Genomic DNA, 24,392 nt, shown 5'->3' on the forward strand with positions numbered 1-24,392 from the left:
CATGCGCAAGACCGAGATTCTCTGCGGCGTCGCCCTGGCGGCGTCGCTGATCTTCGGCGGCGCGACGCAGAAAGGCGGCGTCTCGGATGTCGTTGTTCAGCTCGCGGCGCTTCCGCTGCTGGCGCTCGTCTTGCCGGACATAGGCAGGAGCCTCGCGGGGCGCGGTTGGATCACGGCTTTGCTCGGCGTCACCGTCGCCGTTCCGCTGCTGCAGCTCATTCCGCTCGCGCCCTCGGTTTGGAGCCTGCTGCCTGGGCGCGACGCCGTCGCCGACACCTATCGCATCGCCGAGCTTTCTCCGCCATGGCTCGGCCTTTCCGTAGCGCCATGGGCGACGTCGATCAGCCTTCTCGCTCTGACCGCGCCGATCGCCATTTTTCTCGGCGTCTTGTCCTGCCACGCCGATGAGCGGCAACGCCTGATGCTGCTCGCCACAGGCATCGGAACGGCGACCGTCCTGCTCGAGGTGATGCAGGTTCTGCAGGGCCCGAAAACCACGCTTCACTTTTACAGCGCCGCCGACGTCGGCCTCTTCGTCAATAAAAATCATACAGCGGCCCTTCTCTATTCGGTGACGCCGCTCGCCGCCTATGCGCTGGAGCGATATTTGTCGCGGCGTTCCGTCTATGGCGTGCTGGCGATGTTCGCGCTGTTCATGCTGTTCACGCTCGGTCTCATGATGACGGGCTCGCGCGCGGCCCTGCTGTTCGGCCTCGTCTCGGCGGCGCTCTCCTATGCGCTCATTCTCGGCGACCGGCTCGGCCATGCGAGAGCCGACAAGGCGGCGATCTATTTCGTCATCGCGCCAGCGCTCATCATCACCGGCCTGCTGGCGCCCTATTTCGGGCTCGCGCAAATCATCGACCGGTTAGCGGGCCAGGATATCGCCGCCGATACGCGCTGGACCGTGCTCCGCGTCTCCTTCGAGACGGCGCAGGCGTTCTTCCCCATCGGCTCCGGCCTCGGCACATTCGATCGCGTCTATCCACTATACGAGCCGACGAGCATGATCCTCCCCGCGATCGTCAATCACGCGCACAACGATATTGTCGAATTGGCGATGGAACTCGGGCTCGTCGGCGTTCTGCTCGTGCTCTGTTGGCTCGCCGCGATGCTGATCGCCGCCTTGCGTAATTTCAGCGAGGGCAGTGCGACATTGAGAAAAGAGCGCTTCGCCGCTCTCATCGTCGTCGGGCTGCTGTTCGCGCATTCGACGATCGACTATCCGCTGCGAACCTCGGCGCTCGCCGCCGTCTTCGCGATGTGCTGCGCCGTCATCTTCAAGAAATCGAGCCACGCCGCGCGCCGCGACGAGCATGCGTCGCGGCGAACGGAGCTCGTCCACGAGCTATGAGCGCGCGGCGCGGCTCTGTGGCGCTCGCTCTCATGCTCGCCGGATGTCAGGGCGCGCCGCTGGCGACGCCGCGCGACGCCGGCGGCAATTTGCGCGCCTATATCGACGAGGCGCGCCGGCTCGACGCGCGCGGCGCGCCGAAAGCCATTCGCGGCGTCTGCGCTTCCGCCTGCACGATCTTTCTCGGCCTGCGCAATGTCTGCGTGGAGCCCGGCGCGCAATTCTGGTTCCACGCTGCGCATCTGCCCGATGATCCGCGCCCCGACAGTCTCGGCTCGCTCGAGATGCTCGCCTTCTACCCCCCGCGCGTGCGCGAGTGGGTCATGCGATCGGGCGCGCTCGACAGCACGGATTTCGACAAGGCCAAGATGCTCTCCGGCGAAGCGCTCATCGCCATGGGCGTGCCGCCTTGCCGGGACGCGGCACTGTAGAATCTCCCCGCGACGAGTGTCGAGGCCAGTCTCCAGACTAGCAGGCGGCGACCTGCTCCGACGTCAATTTGACCTTCACCGGACGGCTGAGCAGCTCCATCAGCACGGTGACGCGATCGCGCTCGTCGAGGTCGATGATCGTGGCGACGAAGTCTTGGAACGCACCGCCAGCGATGCGCACCGTCTGGCCGATCTCGAAGGAGCGCGACGGCGCGACGATCACGCCGTCGATCTCTCTTATTTTCAAATCTTCGATGAAATCTCCGGGAAGAAAGCTCGGCTGCTCGCCGGAACGAACCAGCGTTCTCACGCCGAAGGTCGAGCAGATCGGCCCCCAGCGCGTGTCGGCCGCGAGCTCCACGAAAACATAGCCGGGAAACAACGGCCGCGAGACCTCTCGCGTGCGACGCGCATGACGCACGCGCTCGAGCATGAAGGGGCAATAGGCATGGAATTGCTGCCGCATCAGATTTTCGAGGGCGAGACGTTCTCGGTGAGGATGCGTGTTCACCACCGCCCAGCCGCGCGCGCGGCGCATGGAAAGGTCTTCGACGATATCTTCCATATCTCGACACGACGCCATGAGGAACCTCGACTGCTGCAATGAGACGAAGACATAATTTCTCGCTCCGATGCGGAGACCGCGCCGGCTGCGATAATGATTGGAACTCGAGAATGCGCCGACGCGCGCTTCGCGTCGGAAGGTCAGGCGCTCTTCACGAGCGGCGGCTCGATAATCATCATGATCAATCCGCTTTCTGTCGACGCAATGCGGCGATCATATACGGCCCGGTAACAAATTGTAAACGCCCGCCGCCTCGTGGAGGTCGCGCCGAGCCTGCGTGATTATCCGCACTGGACAAAGCTCTCGAGCACCATCTTGCGTCCGGCCTTGTCGAAATCGACCTGCAGCTTGGCGCCGTCGACATTGACCACTGTGCCCGGCCCGAACTTCTGGTGAAACACGCGCGCGCCGATCGCAAAGCGTGCGCTCGCGGAGGATTTCGCCAGCACTTCGCCCTCTATGGTCAGCGGCGCGCGGCGTGAGGCGGGTTTGCTCGCGCCGCTCTCGCGCGCGGTTTGCGCGCGCTTCCATCCCGGCGTCGAATAGCTCGAGCCATAGCTGTCCATATTGGCGAAGCGCGACACGCCGTAAGAGCCATATTGCGAGCCGCCGGAGGCTTCCTTCACCTCGACATTGGCGGCCGGCAGATCGTCGAGAAAACGCGAGGGCAGAGTCGTCTGCCACAGGCCATGAATGCGCCGATTTGTCGCGAAGAAAATCTTCAGCCGCCGCTTGGCCCGCGTGATGCCCACATAGGCGAGGCGGCGCTCCTCCTCCAATCCGGCGCGGCCATTGTCGTCCAGCGAGCGCTGATGCGGAAACAGGCCTTCCTCCCAGCCGGGGAGATAGACGGTCTCGAACTCGAGCCCTTTGGCGCCATGCAGCGTCATGATCGACACGCGCCGCTGATCGGCGGCCTCATCCGTCTCCATCACCAGCGACACATGCTCGAGAAACCCCGAAAGATCGGGGAATTCTTCCATGGCGCGCACCAGCTCTTTCAAATTCTCGAGCCGGCCCGCCGCCTCTGGCGTCTTGTCGTCGCGCCACATTTGCGTGTAGCCGGATTCGTCCAGCACCATCTCGGCGAGCTCGTTCTGCGGCGTCGTCTCGATGAGGCTGCGCCAGCGATCGAAATCGGCGATCAGCGCGCGCAGCGTCGCACGCGGCTTGGGCTTCAGCTCTTCCGTCTCGACGATGACGCGCGCCGCCTGCATCAGCGGCGCGCTCTCGCGGCGGGAATATTCGTGCAGCACTTGCAACGTGGCGTCGCCCAATCCGCGCTTGGGCGTGTTGACGATGCGCTCGAAGGCGAGATCGTCGAAAGGCTGCGCGACGCAGCGCAGATAGGCGAGCGCGTCGCGTATCTCCAGCCGCTCGTAGAAGCGCGGGCCGCCGATCACGCGATAGGGCAGGCCGAGCGTGATGAAGCGCTCCTCGAACTCGCGCATCTGGAAAGACGCGCGCACGAGAATGGCGATCTCCTCGAGATCATGCCCCTTGCGCTGCAATTGCTCGATATCTTCGCCGATCGCGCGCGCTTCCTCCTCGCTGTCCCACACGCCGGTGACGCTGGGCTTCTCGCCATCGGCGCCTTCGGTGAACAGCGTCTTGCCGAGCCGTCCCTCATTGCGCGCGATGAGATGCGAGGCGGCCGCGAGAATATGCCCCGTGGAGCGATAATTGCGCTCCAGCCGCACGATTTTCGCGCCGGGAAAATCCTTCTCGAAGCGCAGAATATTCTCCACCTCGGCGCCGCGCCAACCGTACACGCTTTGATCGTCGTCGCCGACGCAGCAGACATTGTGCCGCCCCTGCGCGATGAGGCGCAGCCAGAGATATTGCGCGGTGTTGGTGTCCTGATATTCGTCGACGAGAATATATTTGAAGCGCTGCCGATAGTCGTCGAGCACATCGGCGTTCTCGCGAAAGAGCCGCAATGTCTCGAGCAGAAGATCGCCGAAATCGACGGCGTTCAGCACCTTCAGGCGCTCCTGATAGAGCGCGTAGAGCCTCTTGCCCTTGCCGTCGCCGAAGCTCTGCGCCTCGCCGAGGGGGACCTGATCCGGCGAGAGGCCGCGGTTCTTCCAGGCGTCGATCTGATGCGCGAGGCCGCGCGGCGGCCAGCGCTTGTCGTCTATGTTCTCGGCCTGCAGCACCTGCTTCATCAAGCGGATCTGATCGTCGGTGTCGAGAATGGTGAAATTGGATTTGAGCCCCGCCAGCTCGGCGTGGCGGCGCAGGATTTTCGCGCTGATCGCGTGAAACGTGCCGAGCCATTGCAGCGCCTCGGCGCCGGGGCCGGCCAAGCTCTCGATACGCTCGCGCATCTCGCGCGCGGCCTTGTTGGTGAAGGTGACGGCGAGGATTTCCCAAGGCCGCGCCCGTCCGCTCGAGAGTATGTGCGCGATGCGCGTCGTCAGCACGCGCGTCTTGCCCGTGCCGGCGCCGGCGAGCACCAGCAGCGGACCGTCGATGGTCTCGACGGCGGCGCGCTGCTCGGGATTGAGCGCCTCCAGAAAGCGCCCCCGTCCGGCGAGCGCAGCGGCGCGCGCGGCGAGCCCTCCCTCGAGCGGCGTGAAGTCTTCCGGCGGCGCTTGACGTGACAAGGCGATTCTCCTTCGAAGCGGGGAGAATATAGGAGAACGGAAGGCGAATCACCGTCCGATTCTCGATATGCCCCGAATGTGGAGACCGCGAAGGCGCGCATCACTCCTTCGGGAAATCCAGCCGCATCTCGCGATAGCGCTCGGGGTCGTCGGCCCAGTTCTCGCGCACCTTCACGAACAAAAAGAGATGCACCTTCTGCTCGGCGGCTTCCGCGATCTCGCGGCGAGCGGCTTGGCCGATCGCCTTTATGGTGCGGCCGCCTTCGCCGATGACGATCTTCTTCTGCCCGTCGCGTGTGACATAGATCGTCTGCTCTATGCGCGCCGAGCCGTCCTTCTGATTTTGCCAGGAATCGGTCTCGACCGTCGATTGATAGGGCAATTCGTCGTGCAGACGCTCGAATATCTTCTCGCGCGTGATCTCGGCGGCGAGCAGCCGCAGCGGCGCGTCGGAGAGTTGGTCCTCGGGATAGAGCCAGGGCGAGGGCTTCATCAGCGCGGCGAGCTTGGCTTTGAGATCGGCGACGCCATCGCCGTTCAGCGCCGAGATCATATAGGTCTCGATGAAATTCGCCTTTTCCGTCAGCGCCGCCGTGAGCGCCAGCAGCGAATCGCGCGGCGCCAGATCGATCTTGTTGAGCGCGAGAATCTTCGGCGCGGAGAGCTCGGCGAGCTTGGCGACGATCTCCTCCACCTCCGCGACGAGGCCGCGGCGCGCATCGACGAGCAGCACAATGGCGTCGGCGTCGCCGGCGCCGGAAATGGCGCTCGCCACCATGGCGCGGTCCAGCCGGCGCTTGGGCGCGAATATGCCGGGCGTGTCGACCAGAATGATCTGCGCCTCGCCTTCAAGCGCTATGCCGCGCACCAGCGCGCGCGTCGTCTGCGCCTTGCGCGAGACGATCGACACTTTCGCGCCGACGAGCTGATTGAGCAGCGTCGATTTGCCGGCGTTGGGCGCGCCGACGAGAGCGACGAAGCCACAGCTTGTTTCGGTCACGAGAATGCGCCTTTCGATGTTGGCCTTACGGCGAATACAATCCCCTCATCCTGAGGCGCTTTTTGCGGAACGCAAAAAGCCTCGAAGGATGCTCCAGCGCGCGCGCCTGCGGCCCTTCGAGACGCCGGCTGCGCCGGCTCCTCAGGGCGAGGGGGCTGAAGTTGAGTCGGGGCGCTCACGCGTCCTCCCTCTCTATCCCTTCGCGGTCGAGAAAGGCCTGAGCGGCGGATTGCTCCGCGGCCCGCTTGGAGGCGCCGGCGCCTTGCGCGGCCACGAATCCCTCGACCTCCACCGCCACCTCGAAGAAGGGCGCATGGTCCGGCCCGCTGCGCGCGGCGAGCCGGTAGCGCGGCGTGGCCAGGCGGCGGGCCTGCGCCCATTCCTGCAGCGCGGTCTTGGCGTCGCGCAGCCTTCGTCCCGGCGCGCGCATGCGCTCGGCGAAGGCGGCGCGCACCACGGCCTCGGCCGCCTGCGGGCCGCCGTCGAGATAGACCGCGCCGATGATCGCCTCGCACATATCGCCCAATATGGCGCGTTTTTTCCGGCCGCCCGTCTGCGCCTCGCCGTCGCCGAGCCGCATGAAAGGGCCGACGCCCCAGCGCTCAGAGACCTCGGCGCAGGATTCCTTGCGGACGAGATCGGCGAGCCGCCGCGATAATTCGCCTTCGCTCTCCTGCGGGAAATTCTCATAGAGCATGTGGGCGACGACGACGCCGAGCACGCGGTCGCCGAGAAACTCCAGCCGCTCATAGGACTCGGGCCGCGCCGCCGAGGCGCTGACATGGGTCAGCGCATGCTCGAGCAGGCCGCGATTGACGAAGCCATGACCGACGCTCGCCTCGAGCGTGGCGAGGTCCTCCCGACCGAGAGCTCCCATTTGCGTCTGCTTTGCGTCGAGCCGCGTCAATGCGCCGGCTTGAACAGCCGATCCCATCTGACCGTCCAGGGCCAGCGCCAGAAGGCCAGAGCATATTCGTCCTTCTGCACCGAGAAGAAGATGATCTCGGCGCGGCCCACCAGATTTTCGAAGGGCACATAGCCGACGCCGCCTTCTTCCGGCGCGAAGCGCGAATCGGTTGAGTTGTCGCGATTGTCGCCCATCATGAAATAATTGTTCGGCGGCACCACGAAGAGCTCGGTGTTGTCCTTATAGCCGTGGTCGCCCTCGATCTCGATGATCGTATGGGCGACGCCGCCGGGCAGCGTCTCGGTATAGGTCGGCACCTCGACCTCGCGGCCGTCGCGGCCCTCGTGCTTCTCCTTGGCCTTGGCCTCGCGCGGCACGATCTCGCCATTGATGTAGAGGCGGCCCTCGATCATCTGGACGCGGTCGCCCGGCAGGCCGATCACGCGCTTGATGTAATCGGTCTCATTGTCGCGCGGCAGCTTGAACACCACGACATCGCCGCGCTTGGGCTGCGAGCCGAGCACGCGGCCGGAGAAGAGATCGAGCCGCCAGTCGAGATAAGGCACGGAGGGCAGCGAGTAGTTCGAATAGCCATAGGCGTATTTCGAGACGAAGACGTAATCGCCGATCAGCAATGTCGGGATCATCGAGCCCGAGGGAATGTTGAAGGGCTGAAACAGCAGCGTGCGAATGACGAGCGCGATGACCAGCGCCTGGACGATCACCTTGATCGTCTCGAGCAATCCACCTTCGTCGCGCCGTTCGGCGACCGAGACGTTCCTGCTCAAACCACGTCACTCCTTAAGTTGGCCAAAGCCGCTCTTGGGTCGTCCGCTCGCGAGCGAGCCTGAAGGCGCGCGGTCCATCGAGCCTCGGACCGCGCGCCTTCAGGCTCGCTCGAAAAGCTCGTCTATCACGTCAACGCCTCTATGAGAACCTGGGCCTGCGCGAGCGGATATTCGTCGGTCAATGTGAGGTGAATGACGATCCGCGCGCCCTGCGGCGCGATCTCGGCCAGACGCTCGGCGGCGCCGCCGGTCAGCTCGACCGTCGGCTTGCCGGAGGGCAGATTGACGACGCCCATGGTTTTCCAGGTGATTCCTTCGCTTATGCCGGTGCCGAGCGCCTTGGCGCAGGCCTCCTTGGCGGCGAAACGCTTGGCGTAGGAGGCCGCACGTGCGGCTCGTCCCTCCGATTTCTCGCGCTCGACATCGGTGAAGCAGCGGCGGATGAAGCGCTCGCCATAGCGCTCGAGCGCCTGCTCTATGCGGCGAATGTCGCAGAGATCGCTGCCGAAGCCGATGATCATGCGGCGCCCGCGCCTTCGACGATCGCCCGCCGCATGGCGCGGATCGATTCGGCGAGGCCGACGAAGACCGCTTCGCCGATGAGGAAATGGCCGATGTTCAGCTCGACGATCTGCGGCAGCGCCGCGATGCGCTTCGCTGTCGCATAGTCCAGCCCATGGCCGGCGTGGCACTCGAGCCCGCGCTCGGCCGTATGGGCCGCGGCCGCGACGATGCGGGCGAACTCGCGCTCGGCGGCCTCGTGATCCCCCACCTCGACAGCGTGGCACCAGGCGCCGGTGTGCAGCTCGACGACCGGCGCCTTGATCGAAGCCGCGGCGTCGATCGCCTCCGCGCTCGGCTCGATGAACAAGGAGACGCGAACGCCGGCGCGGCTCAGCTCGTCGACGAAGGGGACGAGATGGTCATGCCCGCCGATGACGTCCAGCCCGCCCTCTGTGGTGCGCTCGGTGCGGCGCTCCGGCACCAGGCAGACGGCGTGAGGCTTGGTCGTGAGCGCAATGTCGAGCATCTGCTCGGTCGCGGCCATCTCGAAATTGAGCGGCTTGGAGATCTCCGCCTTCAGCCGCGCCATGTCGGCGTCGCGAATATGGCGGCGATCCTCCCGCAAATGCGCGGTGATTCCGTCCGCGCCCGCCTCTATCGCCAGCAGAGCGGCGCGCACAGGGTCCGGCGAGAGGCCGCCGCGGGCGTTGCGAATGGTGGCGACGTGATCGACATTCACGCCGAGACGTATGCGGCGAGCAGTCATGTTTCCTCACCCCGAGCTTTCATCTCGCTCACCCGATGACGCGCTCGACCTTGCTGACCAGAGCGCTCGCCCGCAGCCGGGCGATGATGTCGTTCAAATGTTTCAGATCGGCGACCTCGAGATCGAATCGCATCTCACGAAAGTCGGGAGAATGAATGGCGAAGGCGACATTGTCGATATTGGCCCCCGTCTCGCCGATCAGCGTCGCCAGCCCGCCCAGCGTTCCCGGCTCGTTGATCGCCGTCACCACCAGGCAGGCCGGAAACAGCTCCCGGCTCTCCGGGTCTATGTCCCAGCGCACGTCCAGCCAGCGGTCGGGCTGATCGTCGAAGGCGGTGAGCGCTGGCGATTGGATCGGATATATGGTGATGCCTTCGCCTGGAGTCAGTATGCCGACGATACGGTCGCCCGGCACAGCGCCGCCCTCCGGCGCGAAGCGCACCGGCACGTCGCCGCGCAGGCCGCGGATCGGAATGGCGCTGGCATGGTCGGGCGAGCCGGGGGCCTTGAACACGACATTGGCGTTGGACTTCATGCCGAACCAGCCGGGCTCGCCGGGCTCGAGGCGCATCTGCTGCGCGGGCTTCCGCTCCTCGCTGAAATCGGGATAGACCGCCTTCACCACATCGCCCGAATAGATCTCGCCGCGGCCGACGGCGGCGAAAGCGTCCTCCAGCGAGGCGCGGGCGAGGCGCGGCAGCGCGGCTTTCAGCTTCTCGTCCGAGACCGCTCGGCCGGCGCGCTCGAAAGCGCGGGTGACGATCTGCCGGCCGAGCCCGGCATATTGCATCCGCACCGCCTCGCGCGTCGCGCGGCGAATGGCGGAGCGCGCCTTGCCGGTGACGACCAGCGATTCCCAGGCCGCCGGCGGCACGTGACTCTCCGCGCGGATGATCTCCACCTCGTCGCCATTCTGCAATTGCGACAGGACCGGCGCGATGCGTCCGTTGATCTTGGCGCCGACGGCGGAATCGCCGACGCGCGTATGCACCGCATAGGCGAAGTCGATCGGCGTCGCGCCGCGCGGCAGGGCGATCAGCCCGCCCTTGGGCGTGAAGCAGAACACCTGGTCCTGAAACAATTCGAGCCGCGTGTGCTCGAGGAACTCCTCCGGGCTGTCGCCATGGGCGAGCAGTTCCAGCGTGTCCTGCAGCCATTTGAAGGCGCGGCTCTCCTTGGCCAGCTCCTCCTTGCCCTCGTCGCTGGAGGAATCCTTATACAGCGCATGAGCGGCGATGCCGAAGCGCGCGATCTCGTGCATGGCCGCGGTGCGGATCTGCAGCTCGACGCGCTGATGGCCGGGGCCGATCACGGTGGTGTGAATGGAGCGATAGTCGTTCTGCTTGGGCGTCGAGATGTAATCCTTGAACCGCCCCGGCACACTCGGCCATTTGGTGTGCACGATGCCCAGCGCGCGATAGCAATCTTCCACATCGTCGACAATGATGCGAAAGCCGAAAATATCGGAGAGCTGCTCGAAGGCGATCGACTTGCGCTCCATCTTGCGCCAGACGGAATAGGGCGTCTTCTGCCGCCCGGTGACGGCCGCATGAATCCCGCGCGCTGCGAACTCCTGCGTCAGCTCTTTCTCGATCTTCTTGATGATGCGGCCATTTTTCGCGCGCAGATCGTGCAGGCGCGATTCGATCGCCTGATAGGCCTCCGGCGTCAGATGGCGGAAGGCGAGGCCCTCCAGCTCCTCGCGCAAGCGCTGCATGCCCATGCGTCCGGCGAGCGGCGCGTAGATGTCCAGCGTCTCCTGCGCGATGCGGGCGCGCTTTTCCGGCGGCACGAAATGCAGCGTGCGCATATTGTGCAGCCGGTCCGCCAGCTTCACCAGCAGCACGCGCACATCCTCGGCGACGGCGAGCAGCAGCTTACGAAAATTCTCGCCCTGCGCGGCTTTCTTGGAGACGAGGTCGAGCTTCTCGATCTTGGTCAGTCCGTCGACCAGCTTGCCGATCTGCGGGCCGAACAGGCGATTGATCTCGTCGAGCGTGGAGCTCGTGTCCTCCACCGTGTCGTGCAGCACGGCGGCGACGATGGTGGCGTCGTCGAGCTTGAGGTCGGTGAGAATGGCCGCGACTTCGAGCGGATGCGAGAAATAAGGGTCGCCGGAGGCGCGAGTCTGCTGACCATGCGCCTTCATGGCGTAGACATAGGCGCGATTGAGCAGGTCCTCGTCGACCTGCGGATTATATTTTCGAACTCGCTCGACGAGCTCGTATTGGCGCATCATAGGCGTCGACCGGCGATCGGGTTGCGCGGATCGTCGGGGGCGTCGCGGAGCTCACGGGGAAGATCGGACGGGAGGCGGCGCGAGCGCCCGAAACCGGCCGACGGCCGCATTCAGGCGCGATTGTAGAACAGCTCGCCGCCAGTCCCTAGCGTTTTTGGCGGGCGCGCAGGACGATCGGGCGAACGCCGGCGGGCGATTACTCGCCTTCGTCCTCGACCTCCGCCGGAGGCACCAGACCCTCGAGGCCGCGGAGAAGATCCTCTTCCGTCATGCGGTCGAATTGCGCGTCGCCGCCATCGGAATCGGGCGAGGCGGCCAGCGACGGCACAGTCTCGGTCTCCGGCTCGTCGACCTCGACATGGCGCTGCAGCGAATGGATGAAGTCTTCCTTCAGATCGTCCGGCGAAAGCGCGGTCTCGGCGATCTCGCGCAGCGCGACGACGGGATTTTTGTCCTTGTCGCGCTCGACCAGAATGGACTGGCCGGAGGAGATCAGCCGCGCGCGATGCGCCGCGAGCAGGACCAGATCGAAGCGGTTCTCGATTTTGTCGATGCAGTCTTCGACGGTGACGCGCGCCATGACGACTCCTCTAGCGTTCGATCGGTCGGGCTGCTACACTAATTTTTTGCCGCTGGCAATGCGCGACGCGCGCACGCCACGCGGGCCGCCGCGGCCGGCACAGCCCTAGCCGCTTGTCGAGACATCTATTGCTGTAGTATTTCTGGACGGAATTTTCATCTACCCCCTTGACGACCGCCGATACATGGTCGATTTACGGCTTTAACGAAGTGCGTGACTGTAATGTGACCGAAAACTGTTCGCGGCTTCGCCCCTGTCCACGACGCGGCGAGCGGAAACGGTTAAGGCTTCGCATCACAGCCGATTCGCGTCATTGTAGAGATGCGTGCTGCCAGTAGGGTCGACAGCGCGTGCGGCAAGCGGCGGCCCCTCCATACTGGACCCGACAAGAGACCAACAACTATGGCAGACCCGGAACGAATTGCCTTATTCATTGACGGCGCCAACCTCTATGCGACGGCCAAATCGCTCGGATTCGATATCGATTACAAGCGGCTGTTGCGCGAGTTCCAGGGCAAGGGCCGCCTCATTCGCGCCTTCTATTATACGGCGCTGATCGAGGATCAGGAATATTCGTCGATTCGTCCGCTGATCGATTGGCTCGACTATAACGGCTACGCCGTCGTGACCAAGCCGACCAAGGAATTCGTCGACTCGCTCGGCCGCCGCAAGGTCAAGGGCAATATGGACATAGAGCTCGCCGTCGACGCCATGGAGATGGCCGAGCATATCGACCATATGGTCCTGTTCTCTGGCGATGGCGACTTCCGCTCGCTGGTCGAGGCCGTGCAGCGCAAGGGCGTTCGCGTCTCGGTGATCTCGACGATCACCACCCAGCCGCCGATGATCGCCGACGAGCTTCGCCGTCAGGCCGATGAATTCGTCGATCTCATCCATCTCGTCGGCAAGATCGGCCGCGATCCTGGCGAGCGCGCCGAGCGCATGCAGCGCTTCCAGGAGCGCCGGCCGCAGCCGGTGACGCCGGGCGGCGCCCCCGACGACGATCACGAGGCCTGATCCTTCAAAGTCAGCATCTTGCGCGGATGAGCCGGGCCCTGATTGCCCGCTCTGTCCGCGCTTGGTCATGTACCGGCGGGAGCTGAGAGCGCACCATCCCGACTGGCATAATGCGCCCGTCGCCGATTTCGGCCCGCGTGCGGCGCGCTTGCTGATCGTCGGCCTCGCCCCGGGGCGCATGGGCGCCAATCGCACCGGCCGCCCTTTCACCGGCGACGACGCCGGCCGTCTCCTCTACGCCACTCTCGCGGAAACCGGTTTTTCCCGCGGCGTCTATGACGCCCGCGCCGATGATGGCGTCGCGCTCGTCGATTGCCGAATCACCAATGTCCTGCGCTGCGTTCCGCCCGGCAACAAGCCGCTCTCCGCCGAGCTTTCGGCCTGTCGCCCTTTTCTCGAGGCGGGTTTGCGCCGGCTGAGCCGGGTGAGACTAATTGTCGCGCTCGGCCGAATCGCCCATGAGGGCGTGCTGCGCGCCTTCTCACTGAAGCCCGGCGGCTTCCCCTTCGCCCATGGCCGCGAGCATGAGATCGTCGCGAATACTCGCAATAGGCGAATTATTCTTATCGACAGCTATCATTGCTCGCGTCTCAACACGAATACGGGCGCGTTGACGCCGCAGATGTTCAGCGCGATCTTCGCTCGGGCTCGGGAAATTTTAGAAAAATAGCGCTGAATATTTCCCTCAGCCACGGTCGCGCAGCAGCCGGCTCTTCTCGCGGCCCCAGTCGCGCTTCTTCTCCACCTCGCGCTTGTCGTGCAACTTCTTGCCGCGCCCCAGCGCGATCTGCAGCTTGGCGCGGCCGCGCTCGTTGAAATAGAGCTTCATCGGCACGATGGTCATGCCCTCGCGCTCGACGCCCTGCGCCAGCTTGGCGATCTCGCGCTGCTTCAGCAGCAGCTTGCGCAGCCTTTTCGGCTCGTGATTGAAGCGATTGCCGGAGAGATATTCGGGAATGGTGGCGTTGACGAGCCAAGCCTCGCCCTTGCGGTCGACATGGGCGTAGCTCTCGGCGATGGTCGCCTTGCCGGTGCGCAGCGACTTCACCTCCGTGCCGGTCAGCGACAGACCGGCCTCGAAGGTCTCGCCGATCTCATAATCATAGCGCGCGCGCCGATTGTCGGCGACGACCTTGAAATTGGGCTTTTCTTTCTCGGCCACTTGCGCGCGTCCTGCTGCTTCCGCTCAGGCGTCCAGCACGCCGGCGAGAACCATCGCGTCGCGAATGGCCTTTTTCGTCGGCTCGGCGGAGTCGACCAGCGGCAGCCGCACCTCCTCCCGCACGCGGCCGAGCAGGGAGAGGCCGTATTTGGCCCCGGTCACGCCGGCCTCGAGGAAGAGCGCCTGCTGCAGAGCGGTGAGGCGGTCCTGCAGCGCCAGCGCGGTTTTGAAATCCCCGGCCAGCGCGGCGTTCTGCAGATCGGCGCAGAGCCGAGGCGCGACATTGGAGACGACCGAGATGACGCCGATCGCGCCGACGGCGACGCTCGCCAGAGCGAGAATATCGTCGCCGGAGAATTGCACGAATTCGGCGCCGCAGGCGGCGCGCTGCTGGAGAATGCGGCCGACATTGCCGGTGGCGTCCTTGACGCCGACAATGTTCTTCAGCTCCGCCAGCCGAGCCATGGTCGCGACGCTGATGTCGACAACCGAGCGCGGCGGGATGTTGTAGACGATGATCGGAACGGAGACCGCCTCCGCCACAGCGGCGAAATGCTGATAGAGGCCTTCCTGATTCGGCTTGTTGTAGTAAGGCGTGACCACGAGCACGCCATCCGCCCCCGCCTGCTGGGCATGGAGGGCGAGCTCCACCGCCTCGCGCGTGTTGTTGGAGCCGGCGCCGGCGATCACCGGAACGCGGCCGGCCGCCTGCCGGATCACGGTCTCGACGACGGCGCGATGCTCCTCATGGCTCAAAGTCGGGCTCTCGCCCGTCGTACCCACTGGAACCAGGCCATGCGTCCCGCTCTCGATCTGCCAGTCGACGAGCGCGCGCAGAGCGGCGTGATCGACCACGCCATCGGCGAAAGGCGTGACCAGAGCGGTATAGGATCCTCGGAACACTGGCTTGTCGTTCATCTGCCGTCGCTTTCGCTGCGCCACGCGGGCGCCGTAATCGCCGCGCTTACTGACTGGGATTGGTACGGAGAAATTTCGGTCCGTCCTCGCGGCGGCCGTTCCGCCCTGGGAAGACGGCAACTGTCATAGCCTCTGGGCGTTGGGGTGAAAAGGGTCCGCAGCGTCCCTTCGCGCGGAATCGGCGAACAGCTCGAGCGGCCGGTCGACGCGGAGCGAAAAATTCGAAAATGCCGCTGCTTAGCGATTTGGTTGACAGTTCCGCAACGAAATGGCCGCAGGCTGGATTACGTTAAGAGTTCGGAGCGTTGGGCCGATGACGAATCGCCACAGTGGGGCCGCGCGCCTCGTTCTCATCGTCGCCGCCCTGGGCGTGGCGGCGGCCTTCTACCCGGCCACGCAGCGCCGCGCGCCGGACCGCGACGGCGACGATCCGCCGCCCGCCGGCGCCGCCTTCTCGCCTCCAGAGCCCTCCTCGCCTCGAGCGCCCTGGGCGCCGCGCGATTCGGCGCGCGAGGCGCTGCATGATTTCCTCGGTCCCGCCGCGCCGCCCGATCCGCGCGTCGCCGGCCTGCTGCGCCGGCCGTCGGCGGGAGAGGACGCGTCCAAGCTGCTCTCCTACGCGCCGCCCAATGGCGGGCTCGATCTCGAGGCGCGCGTCCTGCAGCCGCCCGAGGCCGCCGTTCTGCTCGGAACCGATTACGACGCTTTCGGCCGCGCGCTCGCCGCCTATAAAGCCAATGATTTTTCCGCCGGCGATCAGGCGCTCGCCGGCGTCGAAGCTCCGCTCGCCCGCGCCGCCGCCCAATGGGCCGGCTTGCGGCTGCATCCGCGCGAGGCCGGCTTCGCGCGCCTGTCGAAATTTCTCGCCGAGCATCCCGATTGGCCGGCCTCGGCCTGGCTGCGCCAGCGCGTCGAGGAGGCGCTCTATGGCGATAAGCACCCAGATCGGCTGATCGTCGATTATTTCGCCGAGCGTCCGCCTAAGACGCCGGCCGGAAGGCTGGCGCTCGCCCGCGTCATGGCCCGCCGTGGCGAGCCGCTGGAGGTCGCGGCGCTCATCAAGCCCATGTGGCGCGAGGATGATTTCAACGAGCAGCTGGAGGCGGGCGCAAAAAAAGAGTTCGGCGATTATCTCGACGTCGCCGATCACAAATATCGCGCCGATCGTCTGCTCTACGCCGAGAAGACCGGCCCTGCTCTGCGCATCGCCGCCCATGCCGGCAAGGATGCGCTCGATCTCGCCCGCGCCCGCGCGCTGGCGATCAATGAGAGCGCTTCGGAAAAGACTTTCTCCGCTCTGGCGGCGGAGGCGCAGAAGGATCCGGGAATCCTCTTCGCGCGCATTCACATGCTGCGCCATCAAAAGAAGCTCGTCGAGGCGGCGGCGCTGCTGCGCTCCGCCCCGCGCGATCCGCGCCTCATCGTCGATGGCGACGCCTGGTGGGTGGAGCGGCGGCTCATCTCGCGCAAGCTCATGGATATCGGGCAATTCCCGCAAGCCTATGAGCTTTGCGCGCAGCATTCGGCGCGCTCGCTCTCTTATCGCGTCGAGGCGGAATTTCATGCGGGCTGGATCGCGCTGCGATTCCTGAACGATCCCGCCAAAGCGCAGCGGCATTTCGAGGAGATCGCCCGCATCGCCGAGACGCCGATTCAAAAATCGCGCGGCGCCTATTGGCTCGCCCGCGCCCGGGAGGCCGCCGGCGCGGCCGAGGCGGCGCGCGCCTCCTACGAGACCGCCGCTCTGCAATCGACGACCTTCTACGGTCAGCTCGCCCGCGCGCGGCTCGGCGCCTTCGACTCGCCTTTGCGTCCGACGCCCGAGCCCGCCCATGGCGACGCCCGCGACGAATCGGTGCGTGCGGTGGAGCTGCTCTTCGCCGCCGGCGAGAAGGAGATGGCGGCGCAGCTCGCCGCCGACGCCGCCAAGACGCTGGTCGGCGAGGCGCAGCTCGCGGCGCTGACCGATGTGGCGCAACGCCGCCGCGAGGCGAAAATCTCGCTCACCCTCGGCAAGCTCGCCTCCTATCGCGGCATTGCGATCGACGACGCGGCTTTTCCGTCTTTCGGCATACCCGCTTTCGCGGCGCTGCCGGGCTCGGCCTCGCGGGCGATCGTCTACGCCATCGCCCGGCAGGAGAGCGCCTTCGATCCCAAGGCCGTCTCCAGCGCCGGCGCCATGGGGCTGATGCAGATGATCGCCTCCACCGCGCGCCACACCGCGCAGCAGACGGGAGTCGGCTTCGATCTCAAGCGCATGATCGACGAGCCCGCCTTCAACGCGCGGCTCGGCGCGGCGCATCTCGGCATGCTGCTCGAGGAGCACAAGGGCTCCTACATTCTCGCCTTCGCCGCCTATAACGCCGGCGGCAAAAGGGTGAAGGAATGGATCGACGCCTATGGCGATCCGCGCAAGAAGGAGGTCGATCCCATCGATTGGGTGGAGCGCATTCCGATCAGCGAGACGCGCAATTACGTTCAGCGCGTGATCGAGAATCTGACCGTCTATCGCGCCCGCTTCGGCGACCGCGAGACGCGCGCGCCGCAGAGCGATCTGTGGCGACAGCAGGCCGCGAATTGACGCCCGGCGATTGTGTCCCGCTCCATTGGCGCGGGCGCGGCGAGCGCTTATATCGAACTCGCCTCACAGTGGAGCGTTCCGTGTCGCAGAAGCACGATATCGACAAGCCGGCCGAGATCGAGATCCTCCCGCCCGAGAGCGAGAGCCGTCCCCGCTACCGCTCGCGCACGCGCATATGGATCGGCGGGACCGATGGCGTGAAGGTCATCAAGGTCGGGCCGGTGGGCGCCGCTCTGCTGACGCTCGCCAGCGCGGTGATCCTCGCCATGGGACTAATCTTCTTCGCCAGCGCTTTTGTGGTGCTGCTGCCCATCGTGCTCGTCGTCGGGGCGATCGCCTATCTCACCGGAGCCGGCGGCAATCCCTTCCGCCGCGGCCGCTGAGACCAGATTCCGGCTTTGCGGAGCGGGCCGGCGCTGGTAGATAGGGCCATGGTCCTGCGCCGCAGCATACGAATTATTGGCCCGGCCCGCGCTCGAGCGTGATCCAAGCTCGCGCGGCGACCGGGTTCTCGCGCCGATCAAGGCGCCCTTCCGCTTGTTTTCCCTCCCCTTTCGCGCGCCGCCCCGGCTCGGGGCGCAGCCCGCGAGCGCAGCGGTTTCCGATAAGATGAACGAGAAGACCAAAGACAAGGCCCAAGAGGACAAAGGCCCCGATTTCTCCAAGAGCCTCTATCTGCCGCAGACGGATTTCCCCATGCGCGCCGGCCTGCCGCAGCGCGAGCCGGAAATCCTCGCGCGCTGGGAGAAGATCGGCCTCTACGCCAAGCTGCGCGAGAGCGCCAAGGGACGGCCGAAATTCGTGCTCCATGACGGGCCGCCCTACGCCAATGGCAACATCCACATCGGCCATGCGCTGAACAAGATCCTCAAGGATCTCGTCACCCGCAGCCGGCAGATGGCCGGCAAGGACAGCAATTACGTCCCCGGCTGGGACTGCCACGGCCTGCCGATCGAATGGAAGATCGAGGAGGAGAACTACCGCTCCAAGGGCAAGAAGAAGCCGGACTTCGCCGATCCGACCGCCATCGTCGCCTTCCGCCAGGAGTGCCGCGCCTATGCCGCGCATTGGCTCTCCGTGCAGCGCGAGGAGTTCAAAAGGCTCGGCGTGACGGGCGATTGGGCCAATCCCTACGCCACGATGAATTTCCCGGCCGAGGCGCATATCGCCCGCGAGCTGATGAAATTCGCCGAGAATGGGCTGCTCTATCGCGGATCGAAGCCGGTGATGTGGAGCGTCGTCGAGAAGACCGCGCTCGCGGAAGCGGAGGTGGAGTATGAGGACCATGTCAGCGACACGGTGCATGTCGCCTTTCCGGTGAAGGACGGCCCGGGCGCCGTCGTCATCTGGACGACGACTCCCTGGACGCTGCCCGGCAATCGCGCGATCTCTTATTCGCACAAGATCGCCTATGGCCTCTATCGCGTGACCGTGGCGCCAGAGAACAATTGGGCGAAAGTCGGCGCGACTTATGTGCTCGCCGACAAGCTCGCCGAAGACGTGTTCAAAGCGGCGAAAGTGGAGAGCTTCGAGCGTCTGCGCGATGTTCCCGCGCAAGAGCTTTCGAGCTTTGTCGCGTCGCATCCGCTCAGCGCTTTGGGATATGATTTCAAAGTGCCGCTGCTCGATGGCGACCACGTCACCGACGACACGGGTACCGGCTTCGTCCACACCGCGCCCGGCCATGGCCGCGAGGACTTCGACATTTGGATGGCGAGCGGGCGTATGCTCGCCGAGCGCGGCATCGATGCGCGCATTCCCTATACGGTCGACGCCGACGGCTTCTACACGGATGAAGCGCCGGGCTTTCCCGGCAAGCGCGTGCTCACCGAGAAGGGCGACAAGGGCGACGCCAATGAGGCGGTGATTCAAGCGCTGGTCGCGGCGGGAAATCTCGTCGCGCGCGGGCGGCTGAAGCATCAATATCCGCATTCATGGCGCTCGAAGAAGCCGGTCATCTTCCGCAACACGCCGCAATGGTTCATCGCGCTCGACAAGAAATTCGCGCAGGACGCCGGCGCTGTCGCGAAGGGCGACGGCGCGCCCGGCGACAATGCGCCCACGCTGCGCGACATCGCGCTCGATGAAATCTCCCGCACGCAATGGGTTCCCGCGGCCGGCGAGAATCGCATTCGCGGCATGATCGCCAATCGTCCCGATTGGGTGGTCTCGCGTCAGCGCGCCTGGGGCGTGCCGATCGCCGTCTTCGTGAAGAAGGGCGGCCACGACATTCTCGTCGATGCGCGTGTGAACGCCCGCATCGTGGAGGCCTTCGAGAAGGAGGGCGCCGACGCCTGGTATGAGGAGGGCGCGGCGCAGCGCTTCCTTGCGCCCGACTACGACCCTGAAGATTACGAGAAGATCGACGATGTTCTCGACGTGTGGTTCGATTCCGGCTCGACGCATTCCTTCACGCTGGAAGACCCGGTTCATTTCCCCGGCCTCGCGGGAATCAAGCGCAAGCGCGATGGTGGCGCCGATGAGGTGCTCTATCTCGAGGGCTCGGATCAGCATCGCGGCTGGTTCCATTCCTCGCTGCTGGAATCCTGCGGCACGCGCGGCCGCGCGCCTTATGACATCGTGCTGACGCATGGCTTCACGCTCGATGAGCATGGCCATAAAATGTCGAAGTCGAAAGGCAATGTCGTCGCGCCGCAAAAGGTGATCGCCGACGCCGGCGCCGATATTCTGCGCCTGTGGGTGGCGAGCGTCGATTACAGCGACGATCAGCGCATCGGGCCGGAAATCCTCAAAAGCGTCACCGATAATTACCGCAAGCTGCGTAACACCATCCGCTGGATGCTCGGCACGCTCGCGCATTATCGCGCGCAGGAGAAGATCGCTTATGCCGATCTGCCGGAGCTGGAGCGGCTCGTGCTGCATCGTCTGTCGGAGCTCGGCGAGGAGGTCGGCGCGGCCTATGCGGAGTTCGACTATAAGAAGGTCGTCGCGCTGCTGACGCCGTTCCTCACCAGCGATCTCTCGGCTTTCTATTTCGACATTCGCAAGGACGCGCTCTATTGCGATCCGCCGTCGAGCGTGAAGCGCAAGGCGGCGCTGACCGTGGTGGAGGAGATGTTCCGCGCGGTGACGACATGGCTCGCGCCCATTCTCGCCTTCACGGCGGAAGAGGCTTGGCTGTCGCGCTATCCCGATGCGGCGTCCGTGCATCTCGAGAGCTTCGCCGATCTGCCCGCGTCCTGGCGCGACGAGGCGCTGGCGGAAAAATGGGAGAAGCTCCGCGCCATCCGCTCCGTCGTGACCGGCGCGCTGGAGATAGAGCGTGCGCAAAAGCGCATCGGCTCGTCGCTGGAGGCGGCGCCGGTCGTCCATGTGGCGGACGCCGATCTGCGCGCGACGCTCACGGGCGTGGACTTCGCCGAAATCTGCATCGTGTCGGATATAGCGATCGACGCGAGCGAAGGGCCGGCCGAGGCCTTCCGCCTGCCCGAGGTCGCGGGCGTGGCCGTGGTTCCGCGGCGGGCTTCGGGCGTCAAATGCGCCCGCTCCTGGAAATATTTCGACCCCGCGACGGCGCAGGCCGATTATCCCGGCGTCACCCCCCGCGACGCGCAGGCGCTGCGGGAGCTGACAGCGGCGGGGAAGTGGCCGGCGTAAGGGTTTCTTGGCGAGTGGCCGTTTAGCTTCGAACATGCGGGACCTCCCTTCTCCCACTTGTGGGAGAAGGTGGCCTCGCGAAGCGAGGTCGGATGAGGGCCTGCGCCGCAGCCCGCGATTTGCAAGATTCCGGGAAGCCTCGGGGACCCTCATCCGACCCGGCTTCGCCGGGCCACCTTCTCCCGCAAGCGGGAGAAGGAATCGCGCCGAGAGGGAGAGGTTCGAAAAATTGAAGGTTCTCGCCGCCTTCCTCGCCAACACCGTCGCAAACTTCCTCATCGGCCTGCTGGTGGCGAAATTCCTCGGGCCGGAGGAATATGGCCGCTTCGCGCTGGCTTTTGCGATCGGCGTCGTCATTCAGACCGGCGCTTTCGATTGGATGCGCCTTTCGGCGACGCGCTTTTATTCGACGCGCGTGCGCGAGGCGGAGCCGGCCATACGCGCAACGCTCGATTTCGCCTATCTCGCGACAACGGCGGTGGTCATTGTCGTCGGCGGTCTGTTTCTCCTCATCGCGCCGCCCTTCGCGCTCGGCGATACGCTCATCGCTCTGGCGCTGGCGACGGCGGCGATCAATGGGCTGTTCGACTATTCCACGGCGCTGCTGCGCGCGCGTTTCGAGGACAAGAGCTATAGCCGCGTCGTTCTCGCCAAGAATATTCTCGCGCTCGCTCTCACCGGCGGCGGCGCCTTCGTCTTTCATTCGGCCGGAATGGCGATCGCCGGCAGCCTCGCCAGCCTCCTCGGCGCCGTCTTCACCGCGCGCGTCTCGCTGAAGGATCCCGGCGCCTCGCCGCGCGGCGCGCGCATGGCGACGGCGCGCATGCTCATCGCCTATAGCGCGCCCATCGTCGCGGCGAACATGCTCTACCAATCCGTGCCGCTGGCGGCGCGGGCGCTCGTCACCGCCTATTACGGCTTTGCCGAGACGGGGCAATTCTCGCTCGCCTATGATCTCGGCATTCGCGCCATTTTCGCCATGGGCTCGGCGCTGGATGTGCTGCTGTTCCAGATCGCCGTCGCCGCCCATGAGCGGCACGGGGCGGAGAAGGGCAAGGAGCAGATCGCCCGCAATATGACGATCGTCGCGGCCTTTCTGCTGCCCGCCTGCGCCGGCATCTGGCTCACAATGCCCTCGATCGAGGCGCTGATCGTGCCGCCGCAATTTCGTGGGCCGTTCGGCCATTATCTCGATTTGCTGCTGCCCGGCCTCTTCGCCATGGGGCTCATCCAATTCGCGGTCAATCCGGTGTTTCAGATCGAGAAGAAGACGGCGCCGCTCATCGGCGCGGCCTCGGTCGCGGTGGTCGCGGGCCTCTGCTTCGCCTTTGTCATCCCGCGCGGCGCGGACGCCTCCAGCCTCGCGCTCGCCCAATGCCTCGCCTATGTGGCGGCGCTGGCGGCGCTGGTTCTGTTCGCGGCGCGCACCTCGCCGCAATGGCCGCGCGGACGCGACATGCTCGGCGCGCTGGCGGCGACCGGGGCGATGGTTCTGGCGCTGCATCCGCTCGCCGGCCTCGAGCCCGGCATTCTCACTTTGCTCCTGCAGGTCGGCGTCGGCGGTTTCGTCTATTGCGGCGCAGTGCTGGCCCTCGACATAGCCGGGATGCGCGGCCTCGCGTTCTCCCGCGCCGCGCCCATATTGGCCAGAGCTCGGGCCGCGCTATAAATTGGCGCGAGGCCGGGCGTGATCGCCCGGCGCGAGCGGGCGGCGCAGCCGGGGGAGAATGGTCTAGATGGTGCTGCCGCTACATGACGACGCGCCGCTGCATTATGTGCGGCGGCCTTACGTCAATTGGACGCTGATGGCGCTCAACATCTTCGTCTTCGTCGCCGTGTTCAGCGAATCTTTCGGCGATCCGCTCACTGTGGTGCGCGGCTTCGGCCTCATACCTGCGGTGCTGTTCGGCCGCGCCGAGCTCGCCCCCTGGATCGTCACGCCCGGCCCCGAATGGACGCTGCTGACCAGCCTCTTCTTCCATTCCGGGCTCGGCCATCTCGCGGGAAACATGATCTTTCTCTATGTCTTCGGCGATAATGTCGAGGACGCCATGGGGTCCGCGGGCTATCTCGTCTTCTATCTGCTCTGCGGCGTCTCGGCCGCCATGCTGTTCGCTGTAGGCGCGCCGCTCACCCTCACGCCGCTCGTCGGCGCCTCGGGGGCGATCTCGGGCGTCTGCGCCGCCTTCATCCTGCTCTATCCGCGCTCGACCATTTTCGGCCTCGTCGCCGGGATCATCCCCATCCATGCGCCCGCCTCGCTCTTCGTCGGCACATGGATTCTGTTTCAGCTGTTCAACGCCTTCACCGACGATCAGGGCCAGGTCGGCTGGTGGGCGCATATCGGCGGCATATTGGCCGGGCTCATTCTGACGCCGCTGTTCAAGCGGCGCGACGTGCAATGGTTCGGCCCACGGCCTTTCCACCACGGCCCCTGGGGCTGAGCCGATCGGCGATGATGATCCGGCCGACCGTCCTGCTGCTGACCGCGACCGTCGATCCGGGCGCTTACGCCGCCGAGATCGCGCGGCGCGACCTCGAGGTGAGAAAAAGCGACTACCGGAACGCGTTGCGGTTTTTCATGCGGCTGCCGGACGCGCGCATCTCAGGCGTGGTGTTCTGCGAGAATTCCGGCGCGGATCTCGCTTTTCTGGACGCGGACGCGCTTCGCAGCGAGACCGGGCGGCCGCTCGAGATCATCGGCTTCGACGGCAATCGCCGGCCGGAGGGCCTCCATTATGGCTATTCGGAGCTCGGAATCGTCGATCACGCCTGCCGAAGCAGCCGCTTGCTCGCGCAGAGCGAGCGCTTTTTCAAAGTAACCGGCAGGCTGACCTTCGAGCGGCTCTCCGCGCTGATGGACCATCTGCCGGAGGATCGCCGCTTCGCCGCCGATTTTCGCCGCGCCTATTCCAAGGAAGGCGGGGCGCCTCTGCGGGCGCGCACGGAGCTGATGCTCTTCGCGAAGGATTTCTACCTCGAGCATTTCTTCGAGCGGCGCGACGAGATGATCGCGCCTTCCCTGATGCTGGAAGAATTCTTCGCGCGCCTGATCGCGCCGCTGCGCGGTCGGGGGGAAGAGGACGGCCTGACGCTGCGCTGGCCGATCGAATGCCCGGCCTCCGGCCACGCCGCGCGGGACAATTCCGACTATGATTCTGCGCCCATTCGCGCCAAGCGCCGCCTGCGCGCGCTGGCCCGCGTCGCCGCCCCTTGGCTGTGGATCTGACCCGCAAATCCGCAATGGCAGTGTCTGCGACAGAGCTTCCCGCCGGATGAGCGCCCGCGGCGCCGGAGGTTTCGGCCGGCGCGGGTTTGACAGGGCGGCGAGCCGAGGCTACCAGAGCGTCTTC

Annotated in this window: 21 protein-coding genes; 10 read left to right on the forward strand and 11 right to left on the reverse strand. The window is 65.5% G+C overall.

Annotation, left to right across the window (positions count from 1 at the left end; genetic code table 11):
* Window position 1: 1 nt before the first annotated feature.
* Window positions 2-1,354, forward strand: a complete 1,353-nt coding sequence (locus tag GYH34_RS01050; protein WP_161911978.1) for an O-antigen ligase family protein — start codon at window positions 2-4, stop codon at window positions 1,352-1,354.
* Window positions 1,351-1,785, forward strand: a complete 435-nt coding sequence (locus tag GYH34_RS01055) for a hypothetical protein (RefSeq protein WP_161911979.1) — start codon at window positions 1,351-1,353, stop codon at window positions 1,783-1,785. Before GYH34_RS01050 ends, GYH34_RS01055 begins: the two co-directional genes overlap by 4 nt.
* 37 nt (window positions 1,786-1,822) lie before the next feature.
* Here the strand turns inward: GYH34_RS01055 and GYH34_RS01060 are convergent, their stop codons facing one another.
* From GYH34_RS01060 to rpoZ, 9 genes are all read right to left on the reverse strand, one after another.
* Window positions 1,823-2,368: a transcription termination/antitermination NusG family protein gene (locus GYH34_RS01060; protein WP_244635219.1), complete on the reverse strand. Its 546-nt coding sequence runs from the start codon at window positions 2,366-2,368 to the stop codon at window positions 1,823-1,825.
* Between the two features lie 263 nt (window positions 2,369-2,631).
* Complete coding sequence (locus tag GYH34_RS01065; RefSeq protein WP_161911980.1) at window positions 2,632-4,959, reverse strand: UvrD-helicase domain-containing protein; 2,328 nt, start codon at window positions 4,957-4,959, stop codon at window positions 2,632-2,634.
* Between the two features lie 100 nt (window positions 4,960-5,059).
* Window positions 5,060-5,959, reverse strand: a complete 900-nt coding sequence (gene era / locus GYH34_RS01070) for a GTPase Era (protein WP_161911981.1) — start codon at window positions 5,957-5,959, stop codon at window positions 5,060-5,062.
* Window positions 5,960-6,134: 175 nt separating this feature from the next.
* The gene (gene rnc / locus GYH34_RS01075) at window positions 6,135-6,836 is read right to left on the reverse strand and encodes a ribonuclease III (protein WP_161911982.1); all 702 of its coding nucleotides are present in this window, start codon (window positions 6,834-6,836) and stop codon (window positions 6,135-6,137) included.
* 26 nt (window positions 6,837-6,862) lie between these two features.
* A complete protein-coding gene (lepB, locus tag GYH34_RS01080; protein ID WP_036293915.1) occupies window positions 6,863-7,654 on the reverse strand; it encodes a signal peptidase I in 792 nt (263 codons plus the stop codon).
* 125 nt (window positions 7,655-7,779) lie between these two features.
* On the reverse strand, window positions 7,780-8,175 hold the full coding sequence (acpS, locus tag GYH34_RS01085) for a holo-ACP synthase (protein WP_161911983.1): 396 nt from the start codon (window positions 8,173-8,175) through the stop codon (window positions 7,780-7,782).
* The gene (locus GYH34_RS01090) at window positions 8,172-8,924 is read right to left on the reverse strand and encodes a pyridoxine 5'-phosphate synthase (protein ID WP_161911984.1); all 753 of its coding nucleotides are present in this window, start codon (window positions 8,922-8,924) and stop codon (window positions 8,172-8,174) included. The genes acpS and GYH34_RS01090 overlap by 4 nt, the downstream gene beginning before the upstream one ends.
* Before the next feature lie 28 nt (window positions 8,925-8,952).
* Window positions 8,953-11,163, reverse strand: a complete 2,211-nt coding sequence (locus GYH34_RS01095; protein WP_161911985.1) for a bifunctional (p)ppGpp synthetase/guanosine-3',5'-bis(diphosphate) 3'-pyrophosphohydrolase — start codon at window positions 11,161-11,163, stop codon at window positions 8,953-8,955.
* Between the two features lie 196 nt (window positions 11,164-11,359).
* Window positions 11,360-11,743 (reverse strand): DNA-directed RNA polymerase subunit omega, encoded by a 384-nt coding sequence (gene rpoZ / locus GYH34_RS01100; RefSeq protein ID WP_018267087.1) that lies wholly within the window; start codon window positions 11,741-11,743, stop codon window positions 11,360-11,362.
* Window positions 11,744-12,145: 402 nt separating this feature from the next.
* Here rpoZ and GYH34_RS01105 point away from each other — a divergent pair, with 402 nt between their 5' ends.
* A complete protein-coding gene (locus tag GYH34_RS01105) occupies window positions 12,146-12,760 on the forward strand; it encodes an NYN domain-containing protein (RefSeq protein WP_036293925.1) in 615 nt (204 codons plus the stop codon).
* A 67-nt stretch (window positions 12,761-12,827) separates the two neighbouring features.
* Window positions 12,828-13,430 carry a uracil-DNA glycosylase gene (locus GYH34_RS01110; protein ID WP_174242348.1) on the forward strand — a complete coding sequence of 201 codons (603 nt, stop codon included), beginning with the start codon at window positions 12,828-12,830 and terminating at the stop codon, window positions 13,428-13,430.
* 15 nt (window positions 13,431-13,445) lie between these two features.
* On the opposite strand, the gene smpB is transcribed toward GYH34_RS01110, so the two are convergent.
* Together smpB and dapA are read right to left on the reverse strand one after the other, a co-directional pair.
* Window positions 13,446-13,922 carry an SsrA-binding protein SmpB gene (gene smpB / locus GYH34_RS01115; RefSeq protein WP_018267084.1) on the reverse strand — a complete coding sequence of 159 codons (477 nt, stop codon included), beginning with the start codon at window positions 13,920-13,922 and terminating at the stop codon, window positions 13,446-13,448.
* A gap of 24 nt (window positions 13,923-13,946) precedes the next feature.
* Window positions 13,947-14,840, reverse strand: a complete 894-nt coding sequence (dapA, locus tag GYH34_RS01120) for a 4-hydroxy-tetrahydrodipicolinate synthase (protein WP_161911986.1) — start codon at window positions 14,838-14,840, stop codon at window positions 13,947-13,949.
* A gap of 313 nt (window positions 14,841-15,153) precedes the next feature.
* Between dapA and GYH34_RS01125 the strand changes: the two genes are divergently transcribed.
* The 6 genes from GYH34_RS01125 (at window position 15,154) to GYH34_RS01150 (ending at window position 24,268) form a co-directional block, all read left to right on the forward strand.
* Complete coding sequence (locus GYH34_RS01125; protein WP_161911987.1) at window positions 15,154-17,421, forward strand: lytic transglycosylase domain-containing protein; 2,268 nt, start codon at window positions 15,154-15,156, stop codon at window positions 17,419-17,421.
* 80 nt (window positions 17,422-17,501) lie between these two features.
* A complete protein-coding gene (locus GYH34_RS01130; protein ID WP_161911988.1) occupies window positions 17,502-17,804 on the forward strand; it encodes a hypothetical protein in 303 nt (100 codons plus the stop codon).
* A gap of 226 nt (window positions 17,805-18,030) precedes the next feature.
* Window positions 18,031-21,039 (forward strand): isoleucine--tRNA ligase, encoded by a 3,009-nt coding sequence (gene ileS / locus GYH34_RS01135; RefSeq protein ID WP_161911989.1) that lies wholly within the window; start codon window positions 18,031-18,033, stop codon window positions 21,037-21,039.
* Window positions 21,040-21,268: 229 nt separating this feature from the next.
* Entirely contained in the window at window positions 21,269-22,708 is a 1,440-nt protein-coding gene (locus GYH34_RS01140) for a polysaccharide biosynthesis C-terminal domain-containing protein (RefSeq protein ID WP_161911990.1), read from the forward strand.
* A gap of 67 nt (window positions 22,709-22,775) precedes the next feature.
* A complete protein-coding gene (locus GYH34_RS01145) occupies window positions 22,776-23,483 on the forward strand; it encodes a rhomboid family intramembrane serine protease (RefSeq protein WP_161911991.1) in 708 nt (235 codons plus the stop codon).
* Between the two features lie 11 nt (window positions 23,484-23,494).
* Window positions 23,495-24,268: a hypothetical protein gene (locus tag GYH34_RS01150; protein ID WP_161911992.1), complete on the forward strand. Its 774-nt coding sequence runs from the start codon at window positions 23,495-23,497 to the stop codon at window positions 24,266-24,268.
* Window positions 24,269-24,392 lie beyond the last annotated feature (124 nt).

The sequence above is a fragment of the Methylosinus sp. C49 genome, assembly GCF_009936375.1.
Taxonomy (GTDB): Bacteria; Pseudomonadota; Alphaproteobacteria; order Rhizobiales; family Beijerinckiaceae; genus Methylosinus.

Excerpts from the sequence above, each read along its gene's own strand:
- dapA (WP_161911986.1), bottom strand. The coding sequence starts at position 14,840 with ATGAACGACAAGCCAGTGTTCCGAGGATCCTATACCGCTCTGGTCACG.
- acpS (WP_161911983.1), bottom strand. The coding sequence starts at position 8,175 with ATGATCATCGGCTTCGGCAGCGATCTCTGCGACATTCGCCGCATAGAG.
- ileS (WP_161911989.1), top strand. The coding sequence starts at position 18,031 with ATGAACGAGAAGACCAAAGACAAGGCCCAAGAGGACAAAGGCCCCGAT.
- GYH34_RS01150 (WP_161911992.1), top strand. The coding sequence starts at position 23,495 with ATGATGATCCGGCCGACCGTCCTGCTGCTGACCGCGACCGTCGATCCG.
- GYH34_RS01145 (WP_161911991.1), top strand. The coding sequence starts at position 22,776 with ATGGTGCTGCCGCTACATGACGACGCGCCGCTGCATTATGTGCGGCGG.
- GYH34_RS01125 (WP_161911987.1), top strand. The coding sequence starts at position 15,154 with ATGACGAATCGCCACAGTGGGGCCGCGCGCCTCGTTCTCATCGTCGCC.
- rpoZ (WP_018267087.1), bottom strand. The coding sequence starts at position 11,743 with ATGGCGCGCGTCACCGTCGAAGACTGCATCGACAAAATCGAGAACCGC.
- GYH34_RS01110 (WP_174242348.1), top strand. The coding sequence starts at position 12,828 with ATGTACCGGCGGGAGCTGAGAGCGCACCATCCCGACTGGCATAATGCG.
- GYH34_RS01050 (WP_161911978.1), top strand. The coding sequence starts at position 2 with ATGCGCAAGACCGAGATTCTCTGCGGCGTCGCCCTGGCGGCGTCGCTG.
- GYH34_RS01060 (WP_244635219.1), bottom strand. The coding sequence starts at position 2,368 with ATGGCGTCGTGTCGAGATATGGAAGATATCGTCGAAGACCTTTCCATG.
- GYH34_RS01055 (WP_161911979.1), top strand. The coding sequence starts at position 1,351 with ATGAGCGCGCGGCGCGGCTCTGTGGCGCTCGCTCTCATGCTCGCCGGA.
- GYH34_RS01095 (WP_161911985.1), bottom strand. The coding sequence starts at position 11,163 with ATGATGCGCCAATACGAGCTCGTCGAGCGAGTTCGAAAATATAATCCG.
- GYH34_RS01105 (WP_036293925.1), top strand. The coding sequence starts at position 12,146 with ATGGCAGACCCGGAACGAATTGCCTTATTCATTGACGGCGCCAACCTC.
- GYH34_RS01090 (WP_161911984.1), bottom strand. The coding sequence starts at position 8,924 with ATGACTGCTCGCCGCATACGTCTCGGCGTGAATGTCGATCACGTCGCC.
- rnc (WP_161911982.1), bottom strand. The coding sequence starts at position 6,836 with ATGGGAGCTCTCGGTCGGGAGGACCTCGCCACGCTCGAGGCGAGCGTC.